Raw genomic sequence first — 20,147 nt, 5'->3', positions numbered from 1 at the left:
CCCCCGGCCCGGCCCCGGATGCCGCACTGCGCCCCGGCTACCAATCTCCCCCCCAACCGCTCGCGCCCGCGGAGGTGTTCCCCCCGCATCAACCGGCCACCCGGATGGCGCCGGTGTCGGCGACGCCGCCGGAGGTCGGCAACATCGCCACCCGCATGATCGACATCCTGCGGCCGGCCTCCAGCTCCGCGCCGGACGCTCCGGCCGGGGCCTTGACCATCGGCCGTGCCACCGACAACGACGTCGTGATCTCCGACGTGCTGGCCTCCCGCCACCACGCCATGCTGATTCCCACGCCGCTGGGCACCGAGATCCGCGACAGCCGAAGCATCAACGGCACGTTCGTCAACGGCGTTCGGATCGGCTCGGCGATCCTGACCGAGGGCGACCTGGTCACGATCGGCAACGTCGACCTGGAGTTCACCGGCGGCACCCTGCTGCGCCGCACCGAAGCCGCGACCCGCACCGGCGGCCTGGAAGTCCGCGATGTCTGCTTCGACGTCGAGGGCGGCAAACGACTGCTCAACAACATCTCGCTGACGGCCCGGCCGGGCACCTTGACCGCGATCATCGGCGGCTCGGGTGCCGGCAAGACGACGCTGTCGCGGCTGATCGCCGGCTACACCAGGCCGACCGCGGGTTCGGTCACCTTCGAGGGCCACAACATCCACACCGAGTACGCCTCGTTGCGCAGCCGGATCGGGATGGTGCCGCAGGACGACGTGGTGCACCGTCAGCTCACCGTCAACCAGGCGCTGGGTTACGCCGCCGAACTGCGACTGCCGCCGGACAGCAGCAAAGCCGACCGGGACAAGGCCGTCGCACAGGTGCTCGAGGAACTCGAGCTGACCAAGCACGCCGACACCCGGGTGGACAAGCTCTCCGGTGGCCAGCGCAAACGTGCCTCGGTGGCCCTGGAGCTGTTGACCGGGCCGTCGCTGCTGTTGCTCGACGAGCCGACCTCGGGACTGGACCCGGCCCTGGACCGCCAGGTGATGCTGATGCTGCGCGGGCTGGCCGACGCCGGCCGCGTGGTGCTGGTGGTCACCCACTCGGTGTCCTACCTCGACGTGTGCGACCAGATCCTGCTGATCGCCCCCGGCGGCAAGACGGCCTACAACGGCCCGCCCAAAGAGGTCTTCTCGGCGATGGGGGCCGACAACTACGCCGACATCTTCGCCAATGTCGGCGCCGACCCGGACGAAGCCAACCGACGGTTCCTGGAGCGCGACGGCGGCCACCAGGGCGCGCCGGCCGCAGTCCCGTCGACGCCGCCGGCCGACTTGGGCAGCCCGCCGGCGGAAAGCCTGCGCAAACAGCTGTCGACGATCGCCCGCCGCCAGGTCCGGCTGATCGTCTCCGACCGGGGCTATTCGGTCTTCCTGGCGGTGCTTCCCTTTATCGTGGGCGCGTTGTCGCTGACGGTGAAGGGCAACGGTGGTCTCGGGATGCCCGGGCCCGATGCGCCGACCGAGCCGCAGTACATCATGGTGCTGCTCATCATCGGCGCGGTCTTCATGGGCACCGCGCTGACTATTCGAGATCTGATCGGCGAACGCCCGATCTTCAGACGAGAACAGGCCGTGGGCCTGTCGACCGTGGCCTATCTGCTGGCCAAGGTCACGGTGTTCTGCGCGTTCGCCACGGTGCAGGGGGCGATCGCCACCGTCATCGTGATTCTGGGCAAGGGCGGGCCGACGCAGGGCGCCGTGATGTTCGGCAGTGCGAATTTCGACTTGTTCCTCGCCGTGGCCGGGACTTGTGTGGCCTCCGCGGTACTGGGCCTGGCTTTGTCGTCGTTCGCGCAGTCCAACGAGCAGATCATGCCGATGCTGGTGGTCTCGATCATGTCGCAGCTGGTGCTGGCCGGCGGCATGATCCCGGTGACCGGGCGCGCCGGGCTGGCGCAGGCGGCCTGGGTGACGCCGGGCCGGTGGGGGTACGCCGCGGGCGCCTCCGCGATCGACTTCAACAAGCTGGTCAACGTGCCGCAGATCCCCAAAGACCACATCTGGGACCACACCAAGGGCATCTATCTGCTGGACATGGGGATGCTGGCGCTGCTGTCGTTGTTCTACACCGTGCTGGTGTGGTGGAAGATCCGGCTCAAGCGCTAGCCGGCAGCGTTCAGGAGTCCTGCGCGCTGTCCAGGCGCAGCCCGTGGGCGGCCGCATAACTCAGCGCCTGGGCGATGTCGATCCGCGCGCCGGTCAGCGACGCGGTGGTCCACAGCGTGGGGTCGACCCGCGCGCCACGCAGGTCCGCCTCGTCCAGCCGGGTGCCGATAGTCCGGGCGCCGGTCAGATCCGCGCCCCGCAGCACCGCTTTGCGCAGGTCTGCCTCCACCAGGTTGGCTTCTCGCAGCCGACAGCCGCTCAGGTCCACCGCCCGCAGGTCACTGCCGCCGAGCCCGGCCAGGGTGAAGTCCACCTCGTCGAACACCAGCGGCCGCATCCGGCACTGCACGAACTGGGAGCCGAGCATGCTGCACTGGACGAACTCGGAATGCCACAGCGAGGCCCGCTCGAAGCGACAATTGCGGAATGCCGATCCCCGGTGCACCGACTCGCCGAGGTCGGCGCCGGTGAAGTCGCATTCGTCGAACACCACCCGCTCGGTGCGCAGCCGCGACAGGTCCGCATCGCGGAAGTCGTGGCCGGCCAACTCGCGCCCGGTCCACTCGTGCGCGGCGCTCAAGCCTGCGGCGCCAGGGTGGACAGCGCGTATTCGCTGATCGCGATGAGCGCGTCGCGGGCCGACCGGGGGTCACGCGCGTCGACGGTGATCACCGGGATGTGTTCGGCCAGTGCCAGGGCCTTGCGGACCGCGGCGACCGGATAACGTGGCGCGCCGTCGAATTCGTTGACCGCGATCAGGAACGGCAGATTGCGGTGCTCGAAGAAGTCCACCGCGGCGAAGCTGTCCTGTAGCCGGCGGCAGTCGACCAGGATGATCGCGCCGATCGCGCCGCGCACCAGGTCGTCCCACATGAACCAGAACCGGCGCTGGCCCGGCGTGCCGAACAGGTACAGCACCAAGTCGTCGGCCAGCGTGATGCGGCCGAAGTCCATCGCCACCGTGGTGGTCCGCTTGTCGGGGGTGGCCTCCAGACCGTCGACACCGGCGGAGGCATCGGTGACCAGCGCTTCGGTGCGCAACGGCATGATCTCCGAGACCGTACCGACAAACGTGGTCTTGCCGACCCCGAATCCGCCGGCGATGACGATCTTCGTCGAGGCCGAGTCTCGCGGAGCTGCGGACCTGTCCGAGGGCCTATCCGAGCGCTCGTAGGCCACGAAGGGTCCTTCCTATCAGGTCTCGGCGTTCGTCGCGGGTGGATGCCTCGGTCAGGGTGGCACGCACCCGAAGGTATCCCGACGTGACCAGATCACCCACCAGGACGCGCGCGACGCCCAGCGGCAGGTTCAGCCGGGCAGAGATCTCGGCGACCGACGGCGCTCCCTGACACAGTTCGACGATCCGGCCGCGCGGATCGTTGACCGGCCATTGGTTGGGCGGCGCCATCCGCAGGGTCTGCACCGGGGCCTCCAGCGGCAACGGCACGTCGGTGTGGGTTCGACCGGCGGTCAGCGTGTATGGGCGCACCAGGTTGGCCTCAGTTTCCGGGGGCTCTGGGGCATCTGGGAGCTCCGGCGCCCGCGGGCGCGCCCAATTCTCGGGGATGTCCATCACCATTCACCGGCACCTCACGAGTGACCGCCCTGCGACGGCGCCGACCGGCGCGACGACTGCACCACCGCTCCGACTCGTTCCACCAGAACCGCCATCTCGTACCCGATCTGGCCGATATCGCAGGATGTGCTCGCCAGCGTCGCCAGGTGCGAGCCGTCCCCGACCCGCATCAGCAGCAGGTAGCCGTGCTCCATCTCCACCACCGACTGCAGTACCCGGCCGCCTTCGAACAACTGCGACGCCCCGGTTGCCAAGCTGGCCAGTCCGGACGCCACGGCGGCCAACTGGTCGGCCCGCTCCGTGGGCAGGTGCTCACTGGCCGCCACTGTCAGACCGTCGACCGACACCAGCACCGCATGCGAGACGCCGGGCACCTCGCGGGCGAAATTGGAGACCAGCCAGTCCAACGAGTTTTCGGCGGTACGGCGCGCTGCGGTGGGATCGGTTGGGAAAGTCATTGCTGGTTCTGTCCCTGGTCGGTGTCGAAGCCTTTGTCTAAGCCCTTTTCCGGGCCTTGTTCTGAGCCCTTCTCCAGGCCGTTTTCCCGGACGTGCGATCGTGCGGCGTGCACCCCGCCGAAGTGACTGCTGATCGACGAGCGGATCGCCGCGGGGTCCCGTTCCAGTGGCTCGGGGGCGGGTTGGGGCGGTACGCCGTTGGATGTTACCGGCTGTTCTGGGTCACCCGGTTGGTGCGCGGCGGGTTGGGGGTCTTCCGCATCCGCCGGCGGCGCCTCTGCCGCGGCTGAGCCGGGCACCAGCCGGGCGCCGGGTTCGCGGACCGGCAGGCCGTGTTCGGTGTGGGCGACCACCGGCACATTCTCCGCTTCGGCGGCTACCGACCAGCCGCGGTCCCACACCGACTGCCAGTCCAGGTCGGCGCGCAGGCCGGGCTCGTTGGGGTCGTTGCCCACCGACTCCGAGAGCATCCGCTGGTAGATCGAGTCGGTCTCGGGCTCGGGGGCCGCGGGGCCGACTCGGGCACGCGCCGCGAAAAACCCCGACGTGTCAGCGGGAACAAACTTCTCGGCCGCCGGTTCGGGCGCCCGCTGCGGATCCGGAGCCGGTGCGCCCGACTGCCCCGCGCCCTGCTCCTCGGTTTCCCACCACGGTTGCGGCAGCTCGCGGCGTACTCGGTCGCCGGCGCTCGGTACCTGCGCGGGTGGTACCGGTTGCGGGGAGGGCACACCGGTGATGCCGCTGGACCCCGGGCTGCGTCGCGGCAGCAGCGAGATGACCGGCCCGGGCTCGGCGAACTCGGCGTCCTCGTAGGGCTCATCCGACTGGTAGGGCTCGGGTCCGTACGGTTCGGGCACGTACGGTTCCGCTTCGTACCGCGCTGGTTCGGGCTGCGGCGGCTCGGCGGGAGCGAAGTAGGGCTGAACGGGCGGCGCGGGCACCGGCGCGGGCTCCTCGACGGGCCTGACGGTCAGCAGGTGCGGCGGCAGATACACCTCGGCGGTGATACCGCGCGATCCCTGCGACGCCGGGAACAGCCGAACCTCGATCTCGTGGCGGGCCGCCAGCCGGGAGATCACGAACAGGCCCATGTGGCGGGCGTTCTCCGGACTGAACTCACCGCCGGCCGCCAGACGCATGTTGGCCATCCGCAGGTCGGCGTCGGTCATCCCCAATCCGACGTCGACGACCTCGACCACCACCCCGCCGTCGTTCTCGAAACCGGCCACCACCCGCACCGGCTCCGTCGGCGCCGAATAGCGCAGCGCGTTGTCGATCAACTCCGCGAGCAGGTGCACGCAGTCCGCGGCGGCGGCGCCGATCACGGTGGCGTCGGGCACCAGCACGGTCTGCACCCGTTCGTAGCCCTCCACCTCCGAGGCGGCCGCGCTGATCAGGGTCGCCAGTGGAACCGGCCGGCCCCGCTCCTGCGACGCCCGTGCGCCGGCCAGCACCAGCAGGTTCGCGCCGTTGCGCCGCATCCGGGCGGCCAGGTGGTCCAGGCGGAACAAGCTCTCCAGTCGGTCCGGGTCGTCCTCGTTGCGTTCCAGCCGGTCGATGAGGGCCAACTGCTGGTCCACCAGGGACCGGTTGCGCCGTGACATCGTCTCGAACATCTCGTTGACCAGGCGTCGCAGCCGTGCCTCGTCACCGGCGAGCAGCAGCGCTTGGGCGTGCAGTTCGTCGACGGCGTGGGCGACCTGCCCGACCTCCTCGGTGGTGTAAACCGGCAGCGGGTCGGGGTCGCGGTCTGACCCGGGTACGCCGGCACGCAACCGGGTGATCTCCTGTTCGAGGTCGATGTGGGCGACCTGCAACGCGCTGTCGCGCAGGGTGCGCAGGGGGCGCACCAACGAGCGCGCCACCAACCACACCGCCAGCAGCGTGGCGGTGATCGCGGCCAGCACCAGCACGATGTCACGCAGGGCGGCGGCGCGCCGGTCCGCGGCCCGGTCTTCCACCGCCGCGGTGACCGCCCCGGTGTTCTCGCTGATCAGCCGGGCAGCGATCTGGTCGGTGGTGCGGATCGAGTCGCGCAGCACCGGGTTGTTGGGCAGCACCTGTTCCGGGTCGGACATGATCGACATCCGGGTCACCAGCTGCTGTTGCAGCGACTTGGCGTCCGGGGAGTCCACGCCGAGCACCTCGGTCATCCCGAACAGCGTCGACGGCTCGGTGCCGGCCAAGGTCATCATCGAGCTGCGCAGCTCCGGATCGGGAAGCTCGCCACCGCGATTGACCAGCAGCTCTTGCATCATCATCTGGCCCCGGGCGCCGACCGCACGACTCAGGCCCTCGGTCTGGGCGCGGATCCGCTCGCTGTCCAACCGCACCGACCCGTTGATGGCGTCCTCGGCGGTCAGCAGGATCGGCGCGTAGCCGGTCACCTCCTCGCGCAGGCCGACACCGGTGGTCGAGACCAGGCTCAGCAACCCCTGGCCGCGCTCGATCAGCGTCTCCACGCCGGACCGCACATCGGTCGCCACGTCGGTGTGCGACAGCCGAGACTGGAGTTCGTACTTGCGGTTTTCGAAGTTTTTCCGGGCGCCCTCGGCGTCACCGTCGGAGGATGCAGCCACCAGCGCGTCGCCCAGCGCCGACATGTAATTGGTGATCGCCGGGATCATCTCGGCGCGGTCGGCGACCAACCGCAGCCGGTTGGACTCGGTGAGCGCATTGGAGATCCGCAGTCCGCCGAAGAGCCCGGCCAGCGCCAACGGCAGCAACGCGATCGCCAGCACCTTCCACCGCACCGGCCAGTTGCGCACCGACCATCGCGAGGGGCGTTTGACCGCCGCGGCCTCGGGCTTGTGGCCGCCCTCGGCTGGTTCGTCCAGGGCCTGGTCCACCCCGTCTGGGTGGTCAAAGAGCGTCACCGGTCAGCGGCCGGTTCGCCGACCGCTCGGCTGAAATTCACCGTCTGCGCCTCATTCATCGGACTCTCTCCGGACATCGCACCCGCACAGCAGGTTGCGGTGTGTTTCACGGCATAGCAATTGGACGAGTATGACAGTCGGCCGCAGGCATGACCAGAATTTTTACTGAACAGAACACTTTCCGAGACCTTCGCGTGTCTTCGCGAACTCCGGTCGAGCAAACAGACCGACGGGCTGGCCCGCGCCGGCTCTCGACGGCCACCGGCAAAGGGCGGCCGCGCGCTGGTGGTCGCGACACCAGACACCGGCTGACTTCACCTCAGCGGACCGGTCGAATGATCAGCGCACCTAGCCCGCCCGATACGCGTCAACCGGAGGTGGGTCGCTTCTTGGCTTGTCGTCATACGAGGATGCAGTTGTGTTCAAAGTGATGTTCTATTCGCCCCGTATCCCGCCCAACACCGGCAACGCGATCCGGATGGTGGCGGCCACGGGTGCGGAACTTCATCTGGTGGAACCTCTGGGTTTCGACCTCGCCGAACCGAAGCTGCGGCGGGCCGGTTTGGACTATCACGATCTGGCCTGGGTGCGGGTGCACCCGTCGCTGCCGGCGGCCTGGGAGGCGCTGGGCGTATTGAGCGGGGCCCGGGTCTTCGCGTTCACCGCGGGCGCGCACACCCCCTACACCGACGTGAGCTATCAGCCCGGTGACGTGCTGATGTTCGGCCCCGAGCCCACCGGCTTGGACGAGGTGACGCTGGCCGACCCACATATCACCGCGCGAGTGCGCATCCCAATGCTGGCCGGGCGGCGGTCACTGAACCTGTCGAACGCCGCCGCCGTCGCGGTCTATGAGGCGTGGCGCCAGCACGGGTTCGCCGACGGGGTATAGCTACCGGCTTGTTCACGAGCTGCGTTCCGCCGGCTGCGATCGCGCCGCTGCACAAGTGCCCAGAGAGAATTTGACGACGTGACAGCGGCGTGTCGCGTCGTCAAATTCCCACTCACGGGCGGCATCCCCAGCGCCCGGCTCCGCCGCGCTTGCGATCACCACGTGTCGAAGTGCGCCACCTGCTCGGCCGGCAGCCGCTTGGCCGGCTTGAAGTCGGTGCCCTTGGTGTAGGCGATCGGGAACAGCCCGCCCTGGCTGTACTCCTCATAGGGGATGCCGAGCACCTCGGCGGCCTGCTGCTCGCCGTCGCCCAACAGGTGCAGCGTCGTCCAGCAGGAACCCAGCCCGCGGTTGCGCAACGCCAGGCAGTAGCTCCACGCAGCCGGGAACAGTGACGCCCAGAACGATGCGCCGAACCCCAGCGACCCGGTCTCCGGCTTGCCTTCCAGGCAGGGGATCATCAGCACCGGTACGTCCTGCAGGTTCTCGGCCAGATATCTGGCCGAGCCGCTGATGAACTCCATCCGCTCGCTGCGCACGTCACCGTCGCCGTAGTCCGGCCTCATCCGGTTCAGATACGGCAGGGCGTTGGCGCGGTAGATGTCGGCGAGCGCCTGCTTCTTGACCGGGTCGGTGACGAACATCCACTGCCAGCCCTGAGCATTGGATCCGGTGGGGGCTTGCAGGGCGATCTCCAGGCACTCCATCAGCACCTCGCGGGGAACCGGCTTGTCGAGATCGAGGCGTTTGCGGACCGATCGCGTGGTGGTCAAGACTTCGTCGGCGGACAAGTTGAGGTTCATGGGTGGAGGTTACCGTCGCGGCTACCGGAAATCCCGGGAGCGCGAACTCACGGTCAACTCAAGGGAGCCCAGCCGATCGGCCAGCACGGTGACCGCCCCGCTGGCGTTCTGCACCCGCCCGCGGATCAGCAGTGCCGTCGCGGTCTGCGCCAGCCGTCGATGCCTCGTCCACACCCCCGGGGTACACAGCACGTTGACCATCCCGGTCTCGTCCTCGAGGTTGACGAACGTGACCCCGCGGGCGGTCGACGGCCGTTGCCGGTGCGTCACCGCCCCGGCGATGAGCACCCGGGTGCCGTCGGGCACGCTCAGCAGCTGGTCGGCGGGGATCACCCCGAGCGCATCGAGATCGGCGCGCAGGAACTGCGTCGGATAGCTGTCTGGGGACACCCCGGTGGCCCACACATTGGCGGCGGCCAGCTCGATCGCGCTCATCCCGGGCAGTGCTGGAGTGCGCCCATCATATCCGGCCACCCCCACCCCGGGCAGCCGGTCCGGCCGCTGCCCCGCCGCTGCCGCGGCCGTCCACAGCGCCTCGCGGCGCGACATGCCGAAGCAGTCGAACGCGCCGGCAGTCGCCAGCGCCTCGGCCTGCGCCGCTGAAAGCTGAACCCGGGCAGTCAGATCCAGCAGCGAAGCGAACGGGCCATGAGCTTCGCGGTCGGCCACCAGCCGCTCGGCAAGATCGACACCGACACCACGGACGACGCCCAGTCCGATCCGGACCTGCGTTCCGGCTTCGGCCAGCGTGGCGTGCGCCAGGCTGGCGTTGACGTCCGGACCGTGCACGAGGACTCCGTGCCGGCGGGCATCGGCCACCAGTGACTGCGGCGAGTAAAAACCCATCGGCTGCGCCCGCAGCAGCCCGGCGCAGAATGCCGCCGGGTGGTGCAGCTTGAACCAGGCAGAGTAGAACACCAGCGACGCGAAGCTCATCGCGTGACTCTCGGGAAAGCCGTAATTGGCGAAGGCTTCCAGCTTTTCGTAGATCCGGTCGGCCACCGCACCGGTGATGCCGTGACACTCGGCCATGCCGTCGTAGAACCGGGTGCGCAGCTGCCGCATCCGCTCGGTGGACCGTTTGGAACCCATGGCACGGCGCAGCTGGTCGGCTTCGGCCGGTGAGAACCCCGCACAGTCGACGGCGAGTTGCATCAGCTGTTCCTGAAACAGCGGCACCCCCAACGTCTTGCGCAGCGCAGGTTTCATCGACGGGTGCTCGTAGTCGACCCGGTCCGGGTCGTTGTGGTCATTGCGCCGCTGGATGTAGGGGTGCACCGAGCCGCCCTGGATCGGTCCCGGGCGGATCAGCGCAACCTCCACCACCAGGTCGTAGAACACCCGCGGCTTCAGCCGCGGCAGGGTGGCCATCTGGGCGCGCGACTCCACCTGAAACACCCCGACGGAATCCGCCCTCGTCAGCATCTCGTACACCGCGGGCTCGGACAGATCGATTCGGGCGAAGTCCACCTCGACACCCTTATGCTGCGCCACCAGATCTTTCATGTAGTGCAGCGCCGAGAGCATGCCCAGCCCGAGCAGGTCGAACTTCACCAGACCGATTGCCGCACAGTCGTCTTTGTCCCACTGCAGCACGCTGCGCCCCGCCATGCGTGCCCACTCCACCGGGCACACATCGGCGATCGGGCGGTCACAGATCACCATGCCGCCGGAGTGGATCCCCAGGTGCCGAGGCAGGTCGGCGATCTGGGTCGCCAAGTCGATCACCGCTTCGGGAATGCCTTCGGTGTCGGAGGATTCCGCCACCCCGTGCCACCGGCCGACCTGTTTGCTCCAAGCGTCCTGCTGCCCCGGTGAATAACCCAGCGCCCGGGCCATGTCGCGCACCGCGCTGCGGCCCCGGTAGGTGATGACGTTGGCGACCTGGGCGGTGTAGTCCCGCCCGTAGCGCTCGTAGACATACTGGATGACCTCTTCGCGCCGGTCCGACTCGATGTCGATGTCGATGTCGGGGGGCTCGTCGCGTTCCGACGACAGGAACCGCTCGAACAGCAGCCCATTGCCGACCGGATCCACCGCGGTGACACCGAGGGCATAGCAGACCGCGGAGTTGGCCGCCGATCCCCGGCCCTGGCACAGGATGTCACTGCGCCGGCAGAACCGGGTGATGTCGTGCACCACCAGGAAATAGCCCGGAAACCCCAACGTGGCAATGACATTCAGTTCATGCTCGATCTGCGCGTAGGCTTTGCGGGCCAACGGCCCTCGGTCCGGCGGCCCGTAACGTTCCGCGGCGCCGGCCAGGGTCAACCGGCGCAGCCAGCTGTCCTCGGTATGCCCGGCCGGCACCTGGAAGGGCGGCAGCTGCGGGGCGATGAGCCGCAGTGCGAAGGCGCACTGCTCACCGAGTTCGGCCGCGGCCGGGACCGTCTCGGGATACTGCGCGAACAACCGGGCCATCTCCGCACCGGACCGCAGATGCGAGCCGCCCAGCGGAGCCAGCCGGCCGGCGGCGGCATCCAAAGACTGCCGGGCCCGGATCGCCCCCATCGCCATTGCCAGCCGGCCCTGCTCCGGCCGGGCGAAATGCGCGCCGGTGGTGGCCACCAGCCCCACCCCGAACCGGGGCGCCAGGGCGGCCAGCGCCGCGTTGCGCTCGTCATCGCACGGATCGGAGTGCCGGGTCAGCTCCACGCTGACCCGCGCCGCCCCGAACCGGTCCACCAGGTCGGCCAGCGCGGCGGCGGCCGCATCCGGGCCGCCGGTGGTCAGCGCCTGGCGGACGTGGCCCTTACGACAGCCGGTCAGGATGTGCCAGTGCCCGCCCGCGGCCTCGGTCAGCGCATCCAGATCGAAACGCGGCCTGCCCTTTTCGCCGGCCAAGTGCGCGGCGGCGATCTGCCGCGACAACCGCCGGTAGCCCTCCGGGCCGCGGGCCAGCACCAGCAGGTGCGGGCCGGGCGGGTCCGGGTCATCGGTACGGGCCTTGGAAAGGAGGGGCCCCAGCGATAACTCGGCGCCGAACACGGTGCCTATCTCCAGGCCCGCGGCGGCCAGCTCGGCGGCCGCCTCGGCGAACCGCACCACCCCGTACAAACCGTTGTGATCGGTCAGCGCGATCGCCCGCAGGCCCAGCCGGGCAGCCTCGGCGACCAGCTCCTGCGGGTTGCTGGCACCGTCCAGAAAGCTGTACGCCGAGTGCGCGTGCAACTCGGCGTAGGGCGGAAAAGACACTGTTCGCCCAGCCGGCCGGAGCGGCTCGAACTGCGAGGCCAACGGGCCGCGATCCGCCGACACACCGGCCGCAATCCCGGTGTGACGAGGCTTACCATCTAGAACTCGTTCCATTTCCGCCCAGCTCGGCGGCCCACTACCCCAGCCCACGCCTTTCAAGATATCGAACATACGTGCGAAAAAGTCTGGGCTGGGTGTGAAAAAGAACTTTGATGCACTAATCTGTGTCAGTTCCGGCACGATGCGAAAGGGCCACTGCTTTCATGTTCGGCGTTGTCAGACGCGCGTGGTTACCCCTGCTCATCGTCGTAGTCGTCGCGGTGGGGGGGTTCACTGTGCAGCGAGTCCGCGGCTACTTCGGAGCCGACGACAGCGGCAATGGAACCGTCCCCTTCGAGGACACCAAGCCGTTTCACCCCAAGGTCGTGGTCTATGACATCTTCAGCCCGGACGGCACCTACGCCGACATCAACTACCTGGACCTCGACGCCACGCCGCAGCGGATCGACGGCGCCAGCCTGCCCTGGTCGCTGACCCTGTCGACCACCAACCCGGCGGTGAGCCCCAACATCGTCGCCCAGGGTGACGGCGCCACCATCGGCTGCCGGGTCACCATCGACGGCGAGGTCAAAGACGAACGAATCTCCAGCAGCCCGGTGAGCGCCCAGACCTTCTGCATTGTGAAATCCGCATGAGTAACCACACCAGCGACCCCAACCCCGAAGCCACGACCGACACGCTGCCGGCCGCGCAGCAGCCGCCCAAGCGTGGCGGTATCCCGGCGTGGATCCGCCGCCTGGCGGTGCCGATCATCCTGGCCTGGCTGGCGATCACCGTGCTGGTGAACGTCATCGTGCCGCAGCTCGACGAAGTCGGGAAGATGCGCTCGGTGTCGATGGCCCCCAAGGACGCTCCGTCGATGATCGCGATGATGCGCATCGGCAAGGTGTTCGACGAGTTCAAGTCGGACAGCTCGGCGATGGTGGTCCTCGAAGGCGACCAGCCGCTGGGCGACGACGCGCACAAGTATTACGACGAGTTGGTCACCAAGATGGAGGCCGACCACACCCACGTCGAGCACATCCAGGACTTCTGGAGCGACCCGCTGACCGCGGCGGGCTCGCAGAGCCCGGACGGCAAGGCCGCCTATGTTCAGGTGTATCTGGCCGGCAATATGGGCGAGACCCTGGCCAATGAGTCGGTCGAGGCCGTCCAGCAGATCATCGCCGACACCCCGGCACCCGAAGGGGTGCACGCCTACGTCACCGGCGGGGCCGCCCTCAACGCCGATCAGCACATCGCCGGCGACAAAAGCCTGAAGATCATCACCGCGCTGACGTTCGTGGTGATCATCACGATGCTGCTGTCCATCTACCGGTCGATCGGCACGGTGCTGTTGGTGCTGGGCATGGTGGTCTTTGAGCTGAGCGCTGCCCGCGGCGTCGTGGCCGTGCTCGCCTACCACAACATCATCGGTCTATCGACGTTCGCGGTGAACCTGCTGGTGACACTGGCCATCGCCGCCTCGACGGACTATGCGATCTTCCTGCTGGGCCGCTACCAGGAGGCGCGAGCTCTCGGCGAGGACAAGGAATCGGCTTTCCACACCATGTATCACGGCACCGCGCACGTGATCCTGGGCTCGGGGCTGACCATCGCCGGCGCGACCTTCTGCCTGCACTTCACCCGGCTGCCCTACTTCCGGTCGCTGGGCGTCCCGCTGGCGATCGGCATGCTGGTCGTGGTCCTCGCGGCGCTCACCTTCGGCTCCGCGGTGGTGGCGGTGGCCAGTCGCTTCGGCATGCTGGAACCCAAGCGGGCGATGCGGATCCGCACTTGGCGGCGGATCGGCGCGTTGATCGTGCGCTGGCCGGGGCCGGTGCTGGTGGCCACCACGGCGGTCTGCCTGGTCGGGCTGCTCACCCTGCCGGGGTACCGGACCAACTACAACGACCGGCAGTACCTGCCCAACTATGTGCCGGCCAACATCGGCTACGCCGCCGCGGACCGGCACTTCTCCCAGGCCCGGATGAGTCCGGAACTGCTGATGATCGAGACCGACCACGACCTGCGCAACCCGGCCGACTTCCTGGTGATCAACCGGATCGCCAAGCGCGTGTTCGAGGTGTCGGGCATCGGGCGGGTGCAGACCATCACCCGGCCGCTGGGCACTCCGATCGAGCACACCACGATCCCGTTCGCGATCAGCATGCAGGGCACCACCCAGCAGCTGAACATGAAGTACCAGCTCGACAGCATGAAGAACATGCTCAAGATGGGCGACGACATGGCGGTCTCGATCGAGAGCATGAAGCAGATGCTCGAAGTCACCCGCGAGATGTCGGTGACCACCCACAGCATGGACGTGAAGATGCACGGCATGCTCGACGACATCCAGAAGATGCGCGACTCGATCGCCGACTTCGACGATATGTGGCGCCCGATGCGCAGCTACTTCTACTGGGAGCCGCACTGCTTCGACATCCCGATCTGCTGGTCGATCCGGTCGATCTTCGACGTGATGGACGGCCTCGACCAGATGACCGAGGATTTCGAAAAGGTCCTGCCTGACATCGACAACCTCGACCGGCTGATCCCGCGGATGCTCGAGATCATGCCGCCGATGATCGAGACCATGTCGAACATGCGGGTCACCCAGCTGAAGATGCAGTCCACCATGGAGGGCCTGCAGCTTCAGATGGAGAAGATGATGGAAGGCCAGAACGCCATGGGCAAGGCGTTCGACGAGTCCAAGAACGACGACTCGTTCTACCTGCCGCCCGAGGCGTTCGACAACCCCGACTTCAAGCGCGGCATGAAGATGTTCCTGTCCCCCGACGGGCACGCGGTGCGGTTCATCATCAGCCACGAGGGCGACCCGATGTCGCCGGAGGGTGTCAGCCACATCGCGCCGATCAAGCACGCCGTGCACGAGGCGCTCAAGGGCACCCCGCTGGAGGGCTCCAAGGTCTATCTCGGCGGCACCGCGGCCATGTTCAAAGACATGAAGGACGGGTCGGCCTACGACCTGATCATCGCCGGTATCGCCTCGCTGTGCCTGATCTTCATCATCATGCTGCTGATCACCCGGGCCGTGGTGGCCTCGGCGGTGATCGTCGGCACGGTGCTGCTCTCACTGGGCACGTCGTTCGGGATCTCGGTGCTGATCTGGCAGCACATCATCGGCCTGGACCTGCACTGGATGGTGCTGGCGATGTCGGTGATCATCCTGTTGGCGGTCGGCTCGGACTACAACCTGCTGCTGGTCTCCCGGATGAAGGAAGAACTCCCCGGCGGAATCAACACCGGCATCATCCGCGCCATGGGCGGCAGTGGCTCCGTGGTCACCTCGGCGGGCCTGGTGTTCGCGTTCACCATGATGTCGATGCTGGTCTCCGACCTACGGGTGATCGGTCAGGTCGGTTCCACCATCGGCCTGGGTCTGCTCATCGACACCCTGGTGATCCGCTCGTTCATGACGCCGTCGATCGCCGCGCTGCTGGGCCGCTGGTTCTGGTGGCCGCAGCGGGTGCCGTTGCGGCCGACTCCGGTGGCGCAGCAGCTCGCGCCGCGGCCGACGACCGACCCGGTGTCGGTCAGCTGACGCCGGCCGTTATGGCGCCGGGCGGACGACGACGACCGGCGCATGCGCCGACTGCACCACCGCCTGGCTGACCGAACCCAGCAGCATGCCGGCGAAGCCGCCGCGGCCGTGGCTGCCCACCACCACCAGCTGAGCCTCCTGGGACTGGTCGACGAGTTGGTCGGCGGGCCGGTCATCGACCACCACCCGGCGCACCGTGACGTCGGGGTAACGCTCCCGCCAACCCGCCAACCGCTCGGCCAGGGCCAACTCGCCTTCGGACGCCATCGCCGCCGTGTCGATGCCGGGGAAGTCCAGCAGGCCGGTGTCGTGCCAGGCATACACGGCGATCAGTTCCACCCCGCGCAGCGAGGCCTCTTCGAATGCCAGCGCCGTTGCGGCCTCCGACACCGGGGACCCGTCGATGCCGACCACCACCGGTGCGGTGTCGGGGCGCCGATGGTCCTCGTGGATGACCACGACCGGGCAGTGCGCGTGCCGCACCAGCGACGAGCTGACCGAGCCGAGCAACAGGCGGCGCATCCGCCCGTGCCCGCGGGACCCGACCACCAGGCGGCCGGCCTCGCGGCTCATGTCCACCAGTATCGGGACCGTGGAGCCTACGACGGTCTCGGCGGCGACCTGCGTCGCCCCGGCTGCCTCGGCGATCCCAACGGCCTCGCGCAGGTGGCGTTCGCCCTGGTCACGCTGCCACTCGGTGTAGCCGGGCGGCATCGGTGTCTCGGGGAAGGTCATCACCACCGGGGAAGCGAGCACGTGGACCAGGTTCAGCGGCAGGTTGTGCAGCGCGGCGTCCCGCGCCGCCCAATCGACTGCCGCCACCGACGACGGCGATCCGTCGACACCGACCAGGATTCCGGGAGTGGACGACATCGGGGCTCCCTACCTTTCTCTTTGCGCTCGACGACCTCTCTGGACCCCTACCACGCTAATCCGAACGAGGCTGTGGCACCGTGGTGGACATGGTTGGCATGTCGGTCACGATCGACCCGCGCCGGCATGACGCGGTGCTGTTGCGCCTCGACGGTAATGCCGACACTGAAGCACTGGCCAAGGCCCTGACCGAGCGGCTGCAACAAGCCGGCGTGCGGGTGGCTGCGGCGGCCTCCAACAGCTCCGACGGTTCCGGCGACGAACTGGTTTCCGCCGCCGCCGGGTTGGCGGTGCGGCCGGGCCGCTGCGTAGTGCTCACCGACTCCGAATCGGGTGTAACCGCCGCTCGCAGTGCCGGATTCGCCCTGGTGATCGGCGTGGCGTGCGACGGCGGTGACGTGGCGGTGGACGATCCGAGCGCGGTGCAGGTGCGTACCGGAGATCGGCCGATGTCGGCCCTGCCGGATGCGATGACCGCTGCGAAGTTGCGCGATCTCGATCACCCGGCGGTGTTCTTCGATTTCGACGGGACCCTCTCGGACATCGTCGACGATCCCGACGCGGCCCGGCCGGTGGCCGGCGCGGTGGATGCGTTGGCCGCGTTGGCCGCCCAATGCCCGGTCGCGGTGCTGTCCGGCCGGGACCTGGCCGACGTGCGGGCCCGGGTGGGGCTGGACGGGATCTGGTATGCGGGCAGCCACGGCTTCGAGCTGATCGGGCCGGACGGCGCCCACCACCAGAACGACGCCGCGGTCGATGCGGTGCTGGTGCTGGCCGCCGCGGCCGGTTCACTGACCGAGCAGCTTGGTGCGATCCCGGGAATCATGGTGGAACACAAGCGCTTCGCCGTCGCCGTGCACTACCGCAACGTCGCCCGGGATCGGGTCGGCGAGGTGCTGGCGGCGGTGCGTGATACCGGTCGGCGCCGCGGGCTGCGGGTCACGACCGGGCGCGAGGTGATCGAGCTGCGCCCCGAAATCGACTGGGACAAGGGCCGCACGCTGCGCTGGCTGCTGGATCGGATGACGGGGGTGAGGACCCCGCTGTTCCTCGGCGACGACATCACCGACGAGGACGCGTTCGACGCGGTCGCTGAACTGGGCGGCATCGGAATCATCGTGCGGCACAACGACGACGGCGACCGCGCTACCGCCGCCCGTTACGCCCTGGACAGCCCGGCGCAGGCGGCCGAGTTCACCGCGCGGTTGGCCGAGCGCCTGGCCGCCGGCTGACCCTCACCCTCATTCTCATTCTCACCCTCACCCTCACCCTCACCCTCACCCTCACCAGCCGAGCGTGCGCGTCTGCACGCGACACGCCGCGGTTTGACGTACAACTGCGCACCTTCGCGAACGGTGCCTACCTGGCCAGAACAGCCAAGCCGGGGGCACCCGGCGCGCAAGCCTTTAGTCCCGGTACTCCGCCGCACCGTCGTCGAGCACCACTCGCGGGTTGGCGCCGTCGGGACCGGCGGCCTCGGTGCGGAACACCGCCTTGCCCGGCTCGGTCCGCCAGATCCAGGTGGTCAGCGTCTCCCCCGGGAACACCGGGTCGGTGAACCGTGCCGAGATGGCGCTGACCCGGCTGGCGTCGCCGCCGCCGAGTTCGGCGACCAGCGCACGACCGGCGAAACCGTAGGTGCACAGCCCGTGCAGGATCGGCTTGGGGAAGCCGGCCAGTGTGGTGGCGAACCACGGGTCGCTGTGCAGCGGGTTGCGGTCACCGGAGAGCCGATACAGCAGCGCCTGGTCCTCCCGGGTCACATACGAGATGCGTGAATCCGGTTGCGCGTCCGGGATCTGCGGCGCGACCGCCCGTTGCCCGGGTTCCCCGCCGAAGCCGCCGGCCTTGCGGATGACCAGGGTGGTCAGCGTCTCGACGACGGGCTCGGAGGTCTTCGAATCGGTGCCGCGCGCCCGCAGCATCACGACAGCGTTCTTACCCTCGCCCTTGTCCTGGATGTCGGCCACCTCGGCCACCACCTGCAGGCTTCCGGCGGGCGGCAGCGGCGCGAAGAGGCGCACCTCTTGGGAGCCGTGCAGCAGCAGCGCCGGATTGAACGTGCCGATCTTGCCGACGGCCGCGAAGCCCATGCAGCAGATGACGGCGTAGGTGGGCAGCACCTGCTGGGGAATGTCGTGGCTGTTCTCGGTGGTGAACGCCAGGTCCGCTGTTCCGGCGCCGACTCCGAGCGCATAGAGCATGGTCTCGCGATCGGTCCATTCGAACCGCACGGGGTCGGTGGTAACGCCGATGGCTGTCGGGTCCAGTGCCACGAATTCTCCTCATTCACCTCGGACGGATTGGCCCCACCATTTCAGCAGAACCGGCCCCGCCGGCGCCATCAACACGGCAGGCTGTCGCCATGGGGAAGCGCACTTGGGGAACCGTATTCGCAATGTTGGCGGCGGCGCTGGCCGCAGTCCTGGTGCTCGGCGGCTGTTCGGGGACGCCGCACCCGCGCAACATCACCCTGACACTGATCCGGCACGCCGAATCGGAAAGCAACGCCGCCGGGATCATCGACACCTCGGTGCCCGGCCCTGGGCTGACCGACAAGGGCCGCGTTCAAGCCCAGGAGATCGCAAATCAGCTCTCGCGCAACCACTACGACGGCGTCTACGCCTCCTCGATGCTGCGCGCCCAGCAGACCGCCGCCCCGCTGGCGCGCGAACTCGGCCGTCAGGTGCAGGTGCTGCCCGGCCTGCGGGAGATCAGCGCCGGCTGGTTCGGCGACAAGCCCGGGTCCATGGTGGACGCGGCGTATCTGCTGGCTCCGCTGGCCTGGATTCACGGTGAGCGGACCACGGCCATCCCCGGCTCGATCGACGGCAACCAGTTCAACGACGAGTTCGGCGCCGCGGTCCAGCAGATCTACGACGCCGGCGACGCCAACCCGGTGGCGTTCGCGCACGGGGCGTCGATCATGACCTGGACGCTGATGAACGTCAAGAATCCCCGTGACGAGCTGTTGACCGACCATCCGCTGCCCAACCTCGGCAAGGTGGTGATCACCGGCAACCCGGCCACCGGCTGGAAACTGGTGGACTGGGACGGGATTCGCGCGTTCTGACGCCAGGCGCCGATGAGCACGTCTGACGGCTCCGATGCTCCGGCCGGCTTGACCGACACGGGACGAGTGGAGGCGTTCAGCGACGGTGTCTTCGCGATCGCGGTGACCCTGCTGGTGCTCGACCTCAAAGCACCCGAGCACGCCCCCGGACAGCTGCTGGATGCGCTGATCCGGCAGTGGCCGGCTTATCTCGGCTACGTCGCGTCGTTCGGCTACGTCGCGGTGATCTGGCTCAACCACCACCAGGCGTTCACCGCGATCAAACAGGTCGACAAGGGTGTACACCTGGCCAACATCGCGCTGCTGTTCACCACGGCGCTCATCCCGTTTCCGACCGCGGTGCTCTCCCGCGCGTTCATCGACGGCGCCGACACCCCCGACGCGCGTACCGCGGTGGCCCTGTACGCCGGCATTCTGGCGGCCATGTGCGCGAGTTGGCTGCTGCTGTTCGACCAGGTCAGCCGATGCCCCGAGCAGCTGGTCGCCGACCAGGCGGATCCGCGCGTGTTCGCCGCCCAACGGTTTCGGTCGCTGACCGGGATCGTCGCCTATCTGGTGGCGGGCGTGATCGGCGTGGTGTGGTCGCCGATGGTCGCGCTGGCGGTTTTCGTCGTGATGCCGGCCTTCTACGCGATCAACATCCCGGGCATCGGACGGCGAGACTCAACTCACCATTGACG

The 20,147-nt window shown here is 68.4% G+C and carries 16 protein-coding genes; 7 read left to right on the top strand and 9 right to left on the bottom strand.

Going from position 1 to position 20,147, the window contains the following annotated elements; genetic code table 11:
- Positions 1-2,117, top strand: a 2,117-nt coding sequence (locus ABW16_RS21340; protein WP_047321203.1) for an ATP-binding cassette domain-containing protein, incomplete at its 5' end; no start/stop codon positions are given.
- A 10-nt stretch (positions 2,118-2,127) separates the two neighbouring features.
- On the opposite strand, the gene ABW16_RS21335 is transcribed toward ABW16_RS21340, so the two are convergent.
- The 5 genes from ABW16_RS21335 to ABW16_RS21315 are packed head-to-tail and all read right to left on the bottom strand — an operon-like array spanning position 2,128 to position 7,027.
- Positions 2,128-2,697: a pentapeptide repeat-containing protein gene (locus ABW16_RS21335; protein ID WP_047321197.1), complete on the bottom strand. Its 570-nt coding sequence runs from the start codon at positions 2,695-2,697 to the stop codon at positions 2,128-2,130.
- On the bottom strand, positions 2,694-3,296 hold the full coding sequence (locus ABW16_RS21330; protein WP_047321196.1) for a GTP-binding protein: 603 nt from the start codon (positions 3,294-3,296) through the stop codon (positions 2,694-2,696). The genes ABW16_RS21335 and ABW16_RS21330 overlap by 4 nt, the downstream gene beginning before the upstream one ends.
- Entirely contained in the window at positions 3,274-3,690 is a 417-nt protein-coding gene (locus ABW16_RS21325; RefSeq protein ID WP_082134266.1) for a DUF742 domain-containing protein, read from the bottom strand. Before ABW16_RS21325 ends, ABW16_RS21330 begins: the two co-directional genes overlap by 23 nt.
- A 17-nt stretch (positions 3,691-3,707) precedes the next feature.
- Positions 3,708-4,151: a roadblock/LC7 domain-containing protein gene (locus tag ABW16_RS21320; protein ID WP_047321195.1), complete on the bottom strand. Its 444-nt coding sequence runs from the start codon at positions 4,149-4,151 to the stop codon at positions 3,708-3,710.
- Complete coding sequence (locus ABW16_RS21315; RefSeq protein WP_052957032.1) at positions 4,148-7,027, bottom strand: ATP-binding protein; 2,880 nt, start codon at positions 7,025-7,027, stop codon at positions 4,148-4,150. Before ABW16_RS21315 ends, ABW16_RS21320 begins: the two co-directional genes overlap by 4 nt.
- Positions 7,028-7,445: 418 nt before the next feature.
- Between ABW16_RS21315 and ABW16_RS21310 the strand changes: the two genes are divergently transcribed.
- Complete coding sequence (locus ABW16_RS21310; protein ID WP_047321193.1) at positions 7,446-7,919, top strand: tRNA (cytidine(34)-2'-O)-methyltransferase; 474 nt, start codon at positions 7,446-7,448, stop codon at positions 7,917-7,919.
- Between the two features lie 155 nt (positions 7,920-8,074).
- Here the strand turns inward: ABW16_RS21310 and ABW16_RS21305 are convergent, their stop codons facing one another.
- Positions 8,075-8,722 (bottom strand): nitroreductase family protein, encoded by a 648-nt coding sequence (locus tag ABW16_RS21305; RefSeq protein WP_047321192.1) that lies wholly within the window; start codon positions 8,720-8,722, stop codon positions 8,075-8,077.
- Positions 8,723-8,743: 21 nt separating this feature from the next.
- The gene (locus ABW16_RS21300) at positions 8,744-12,067 is read right to left on the bottom strand and encodes an error-prone DNA polymerase (protein WP_047321191.1); all 3,324 of its coding nucleotides are present in this window, start codon (positions 12,065-12,067) and stop codon (positions 8,744-8,746) included.
- Between the two features lie 113 nt (positions 12,068-12,180).
- Here ABW16_RS21300 and ABW16_RS21295 point away from each other — a divergent pair, with 113 nt between their 5' ends.
- Positions 12,181-12,612, top strand: coding sequence for an MmpS family transport accessory protein (locus tag ABW16_RS21295; protein WP_047321190.1), 432 nt, complete (start codon positions 12,181-12,183; stop codon positions 12,610-12,612).
- Complete coding sequence (locus ABW16_RS21290) at positions 12,609-15,521, top strand: MMPL/RND family transporter (RefSeq protein ID WP_047321189.1); 2,913 nt, start codon at positions 12,609-12,611, stop codon at positions 15,519-15,521. The genes ABW16_RS21295 and ABW16_RS21290 overlap by 4 nt, the downstream gene beginning before the upstream one ends.
- Before the next feature lie 9 nt (positions 15,522-15,530).
- Here the strand turns inward: ABW16_RS21290 and ABW16_RS21285 are convergent, their stop codons facing one another.
- Entirely contained in the window at positions 15,531-16,394 is an 864-nt protein-coding gene (locus ABW16_RS21285) for a universal stress protein (protein ID WP_047321188.1), read from the bottom strand.
- Between the two features lie 98 nt (positions 16,395-16,492).
- On the opposite strand from ABW16_RS21285, the gene otsB reads away from it, so the two are divergent.
- A complete protein-coding gene (gene otsB / locus ABW16_RS21280; RefSeq protein ID WP_047321201.1) occupies positions 16,493-17,626 on the top strand; it encodes a trehalose-phosphatase in 1,134 nt (377 codons plus the stop codon).
- 174 nt (positions 17,627-17,800) lie between these two features.
- Here the strand turns inward: otsB and ABW16_RS21275 are convergent, their stop codons facing one another.
- Positions 17,801-18,670: a MaoC/PaaZ C-terminal domain-containing protein gene (locus tag ABW16_RS21275; RefSeq protein WP_047321187.1), complete on the bottom strand. Its 870-nt coding sequence runs from the start codon at positions 18,668-18,670 to the stop codon at positions 17,801-17,803.
- 89 nt (positions 18,671-18,759) lie between these two features.
- Here ABW16_RS21275 and ABW16_RS21270 point away from each other — a divergent pair, with 89 nt between their 5' ends.
- Positions 18,760-19,467: a histidine phosphatase family protein gene (locus ABW16_RS21270; protein ID WP_047321186.1), complete on the top strand. Its 708-nt coding sequence runs from the start codon at positions 18,760-18,762 to the stop codon at positions 19,465-19,467.
- A gap of 12 nt (positions 19,468-19,479) precedes the next feature.
- Positions 19,480-20,145, top strand: coding sequence for a TMEM175 family protein (locus ABW16_RS21265; protein ID WP_047321185.1), 666 nt, complete (start codon positions 19,480-19,482; stop codon positions 20,143-20,145).
- The last annotated feature ends 2 nt before the right edge of the window (positions 20,146-20,147 follow it).

The sequence above is a fragment of the Mycolicibacter heraklionensis genome (genome assembly GCF_001021505.1).
In the GTDB taxonomy this organism is placed as follows: Bacteria; Actinomycetota; Actinomycetes; order Mycobacteriales; family Mycobacteriaceae; genus Mycobacterium; species Mycobacterium heraklionense.
The sequence above is the reverse complement of the archived record's forward strand: the minus strand, read 5'-3'. Positions and strand labels throughout refer to the sequence as shown.

What these genes read in the sequence shown, in the direction of transcription:
- ABW16_RS21265 (WP_047321185.1), top strand. Translation starts at nt 19,480, where the DNA reads ATGAGCACGTCTGACGGCTCCGATGCTCCGGCCGGCTTGACCGACACG.
- ABW16_RS21325 (WP_082134266.1), bottom strand. Translation starts at nt 3,690, where the DNA reads ATGGACATCCCCGAGAATTGGGCGCGCCCGCGGGCGCCGGAGCTCCCA.
- ABW16_RS21285 (WP_047321188.1), bottom strand. Translation starts at nt 16,394, where the DNA reads ATGTCGTCCACTCCCGGAATCCTGGTCGGTGTCGACGGATCGCCGTCG.
- otsB (WP_047321201.1), top strand. Translation starts at nt 16,493, where the DNA reads ATGTCGGTCACGATCGACCCGCGCCGGCATGACGCGGTGCTGTTGCGC.
- ABW16_RS21290 (WP_047321189.1), top strand. Translation starts at nt 12,609, where the DNA reads ATGAGTAACCACACCAGCGACCCCAACCCCGAAGCCACGACCGACACG.
- ABW16_RS21320 (WP_047321195.1), bottom strand. Translation starts at nt 4,151, where the DNA reads ATGACTTTCCCAACCGATCCCACCGCAGCGCGCCGTACCGCCGAAAAC.
- ABW16_RS21295 (WP_047321190.1), top strand. Translation starts at nt 12,181, where the DNA reads ATGTTCGGCGTTGTCAGACGCGCGTGGTTACCCCTGCTCATCGTCGTA.
- ABW16_RS21305 (WP_047321192.1), bottom strand. Translation starts at nt 8,722, where the DNA reads ATGAACCTCAACTTGTCCGCCGACGAAGTCTTGACCACCACGCGATCG.
- ABW16_RS21270 (WP_047321186.1), top strand. Translation starts at nt 18,760, where the DNA reads ATGGGGAAGCGCACTTGGGGAACCGTATTCGCAATGTTGGCGGCGGCG.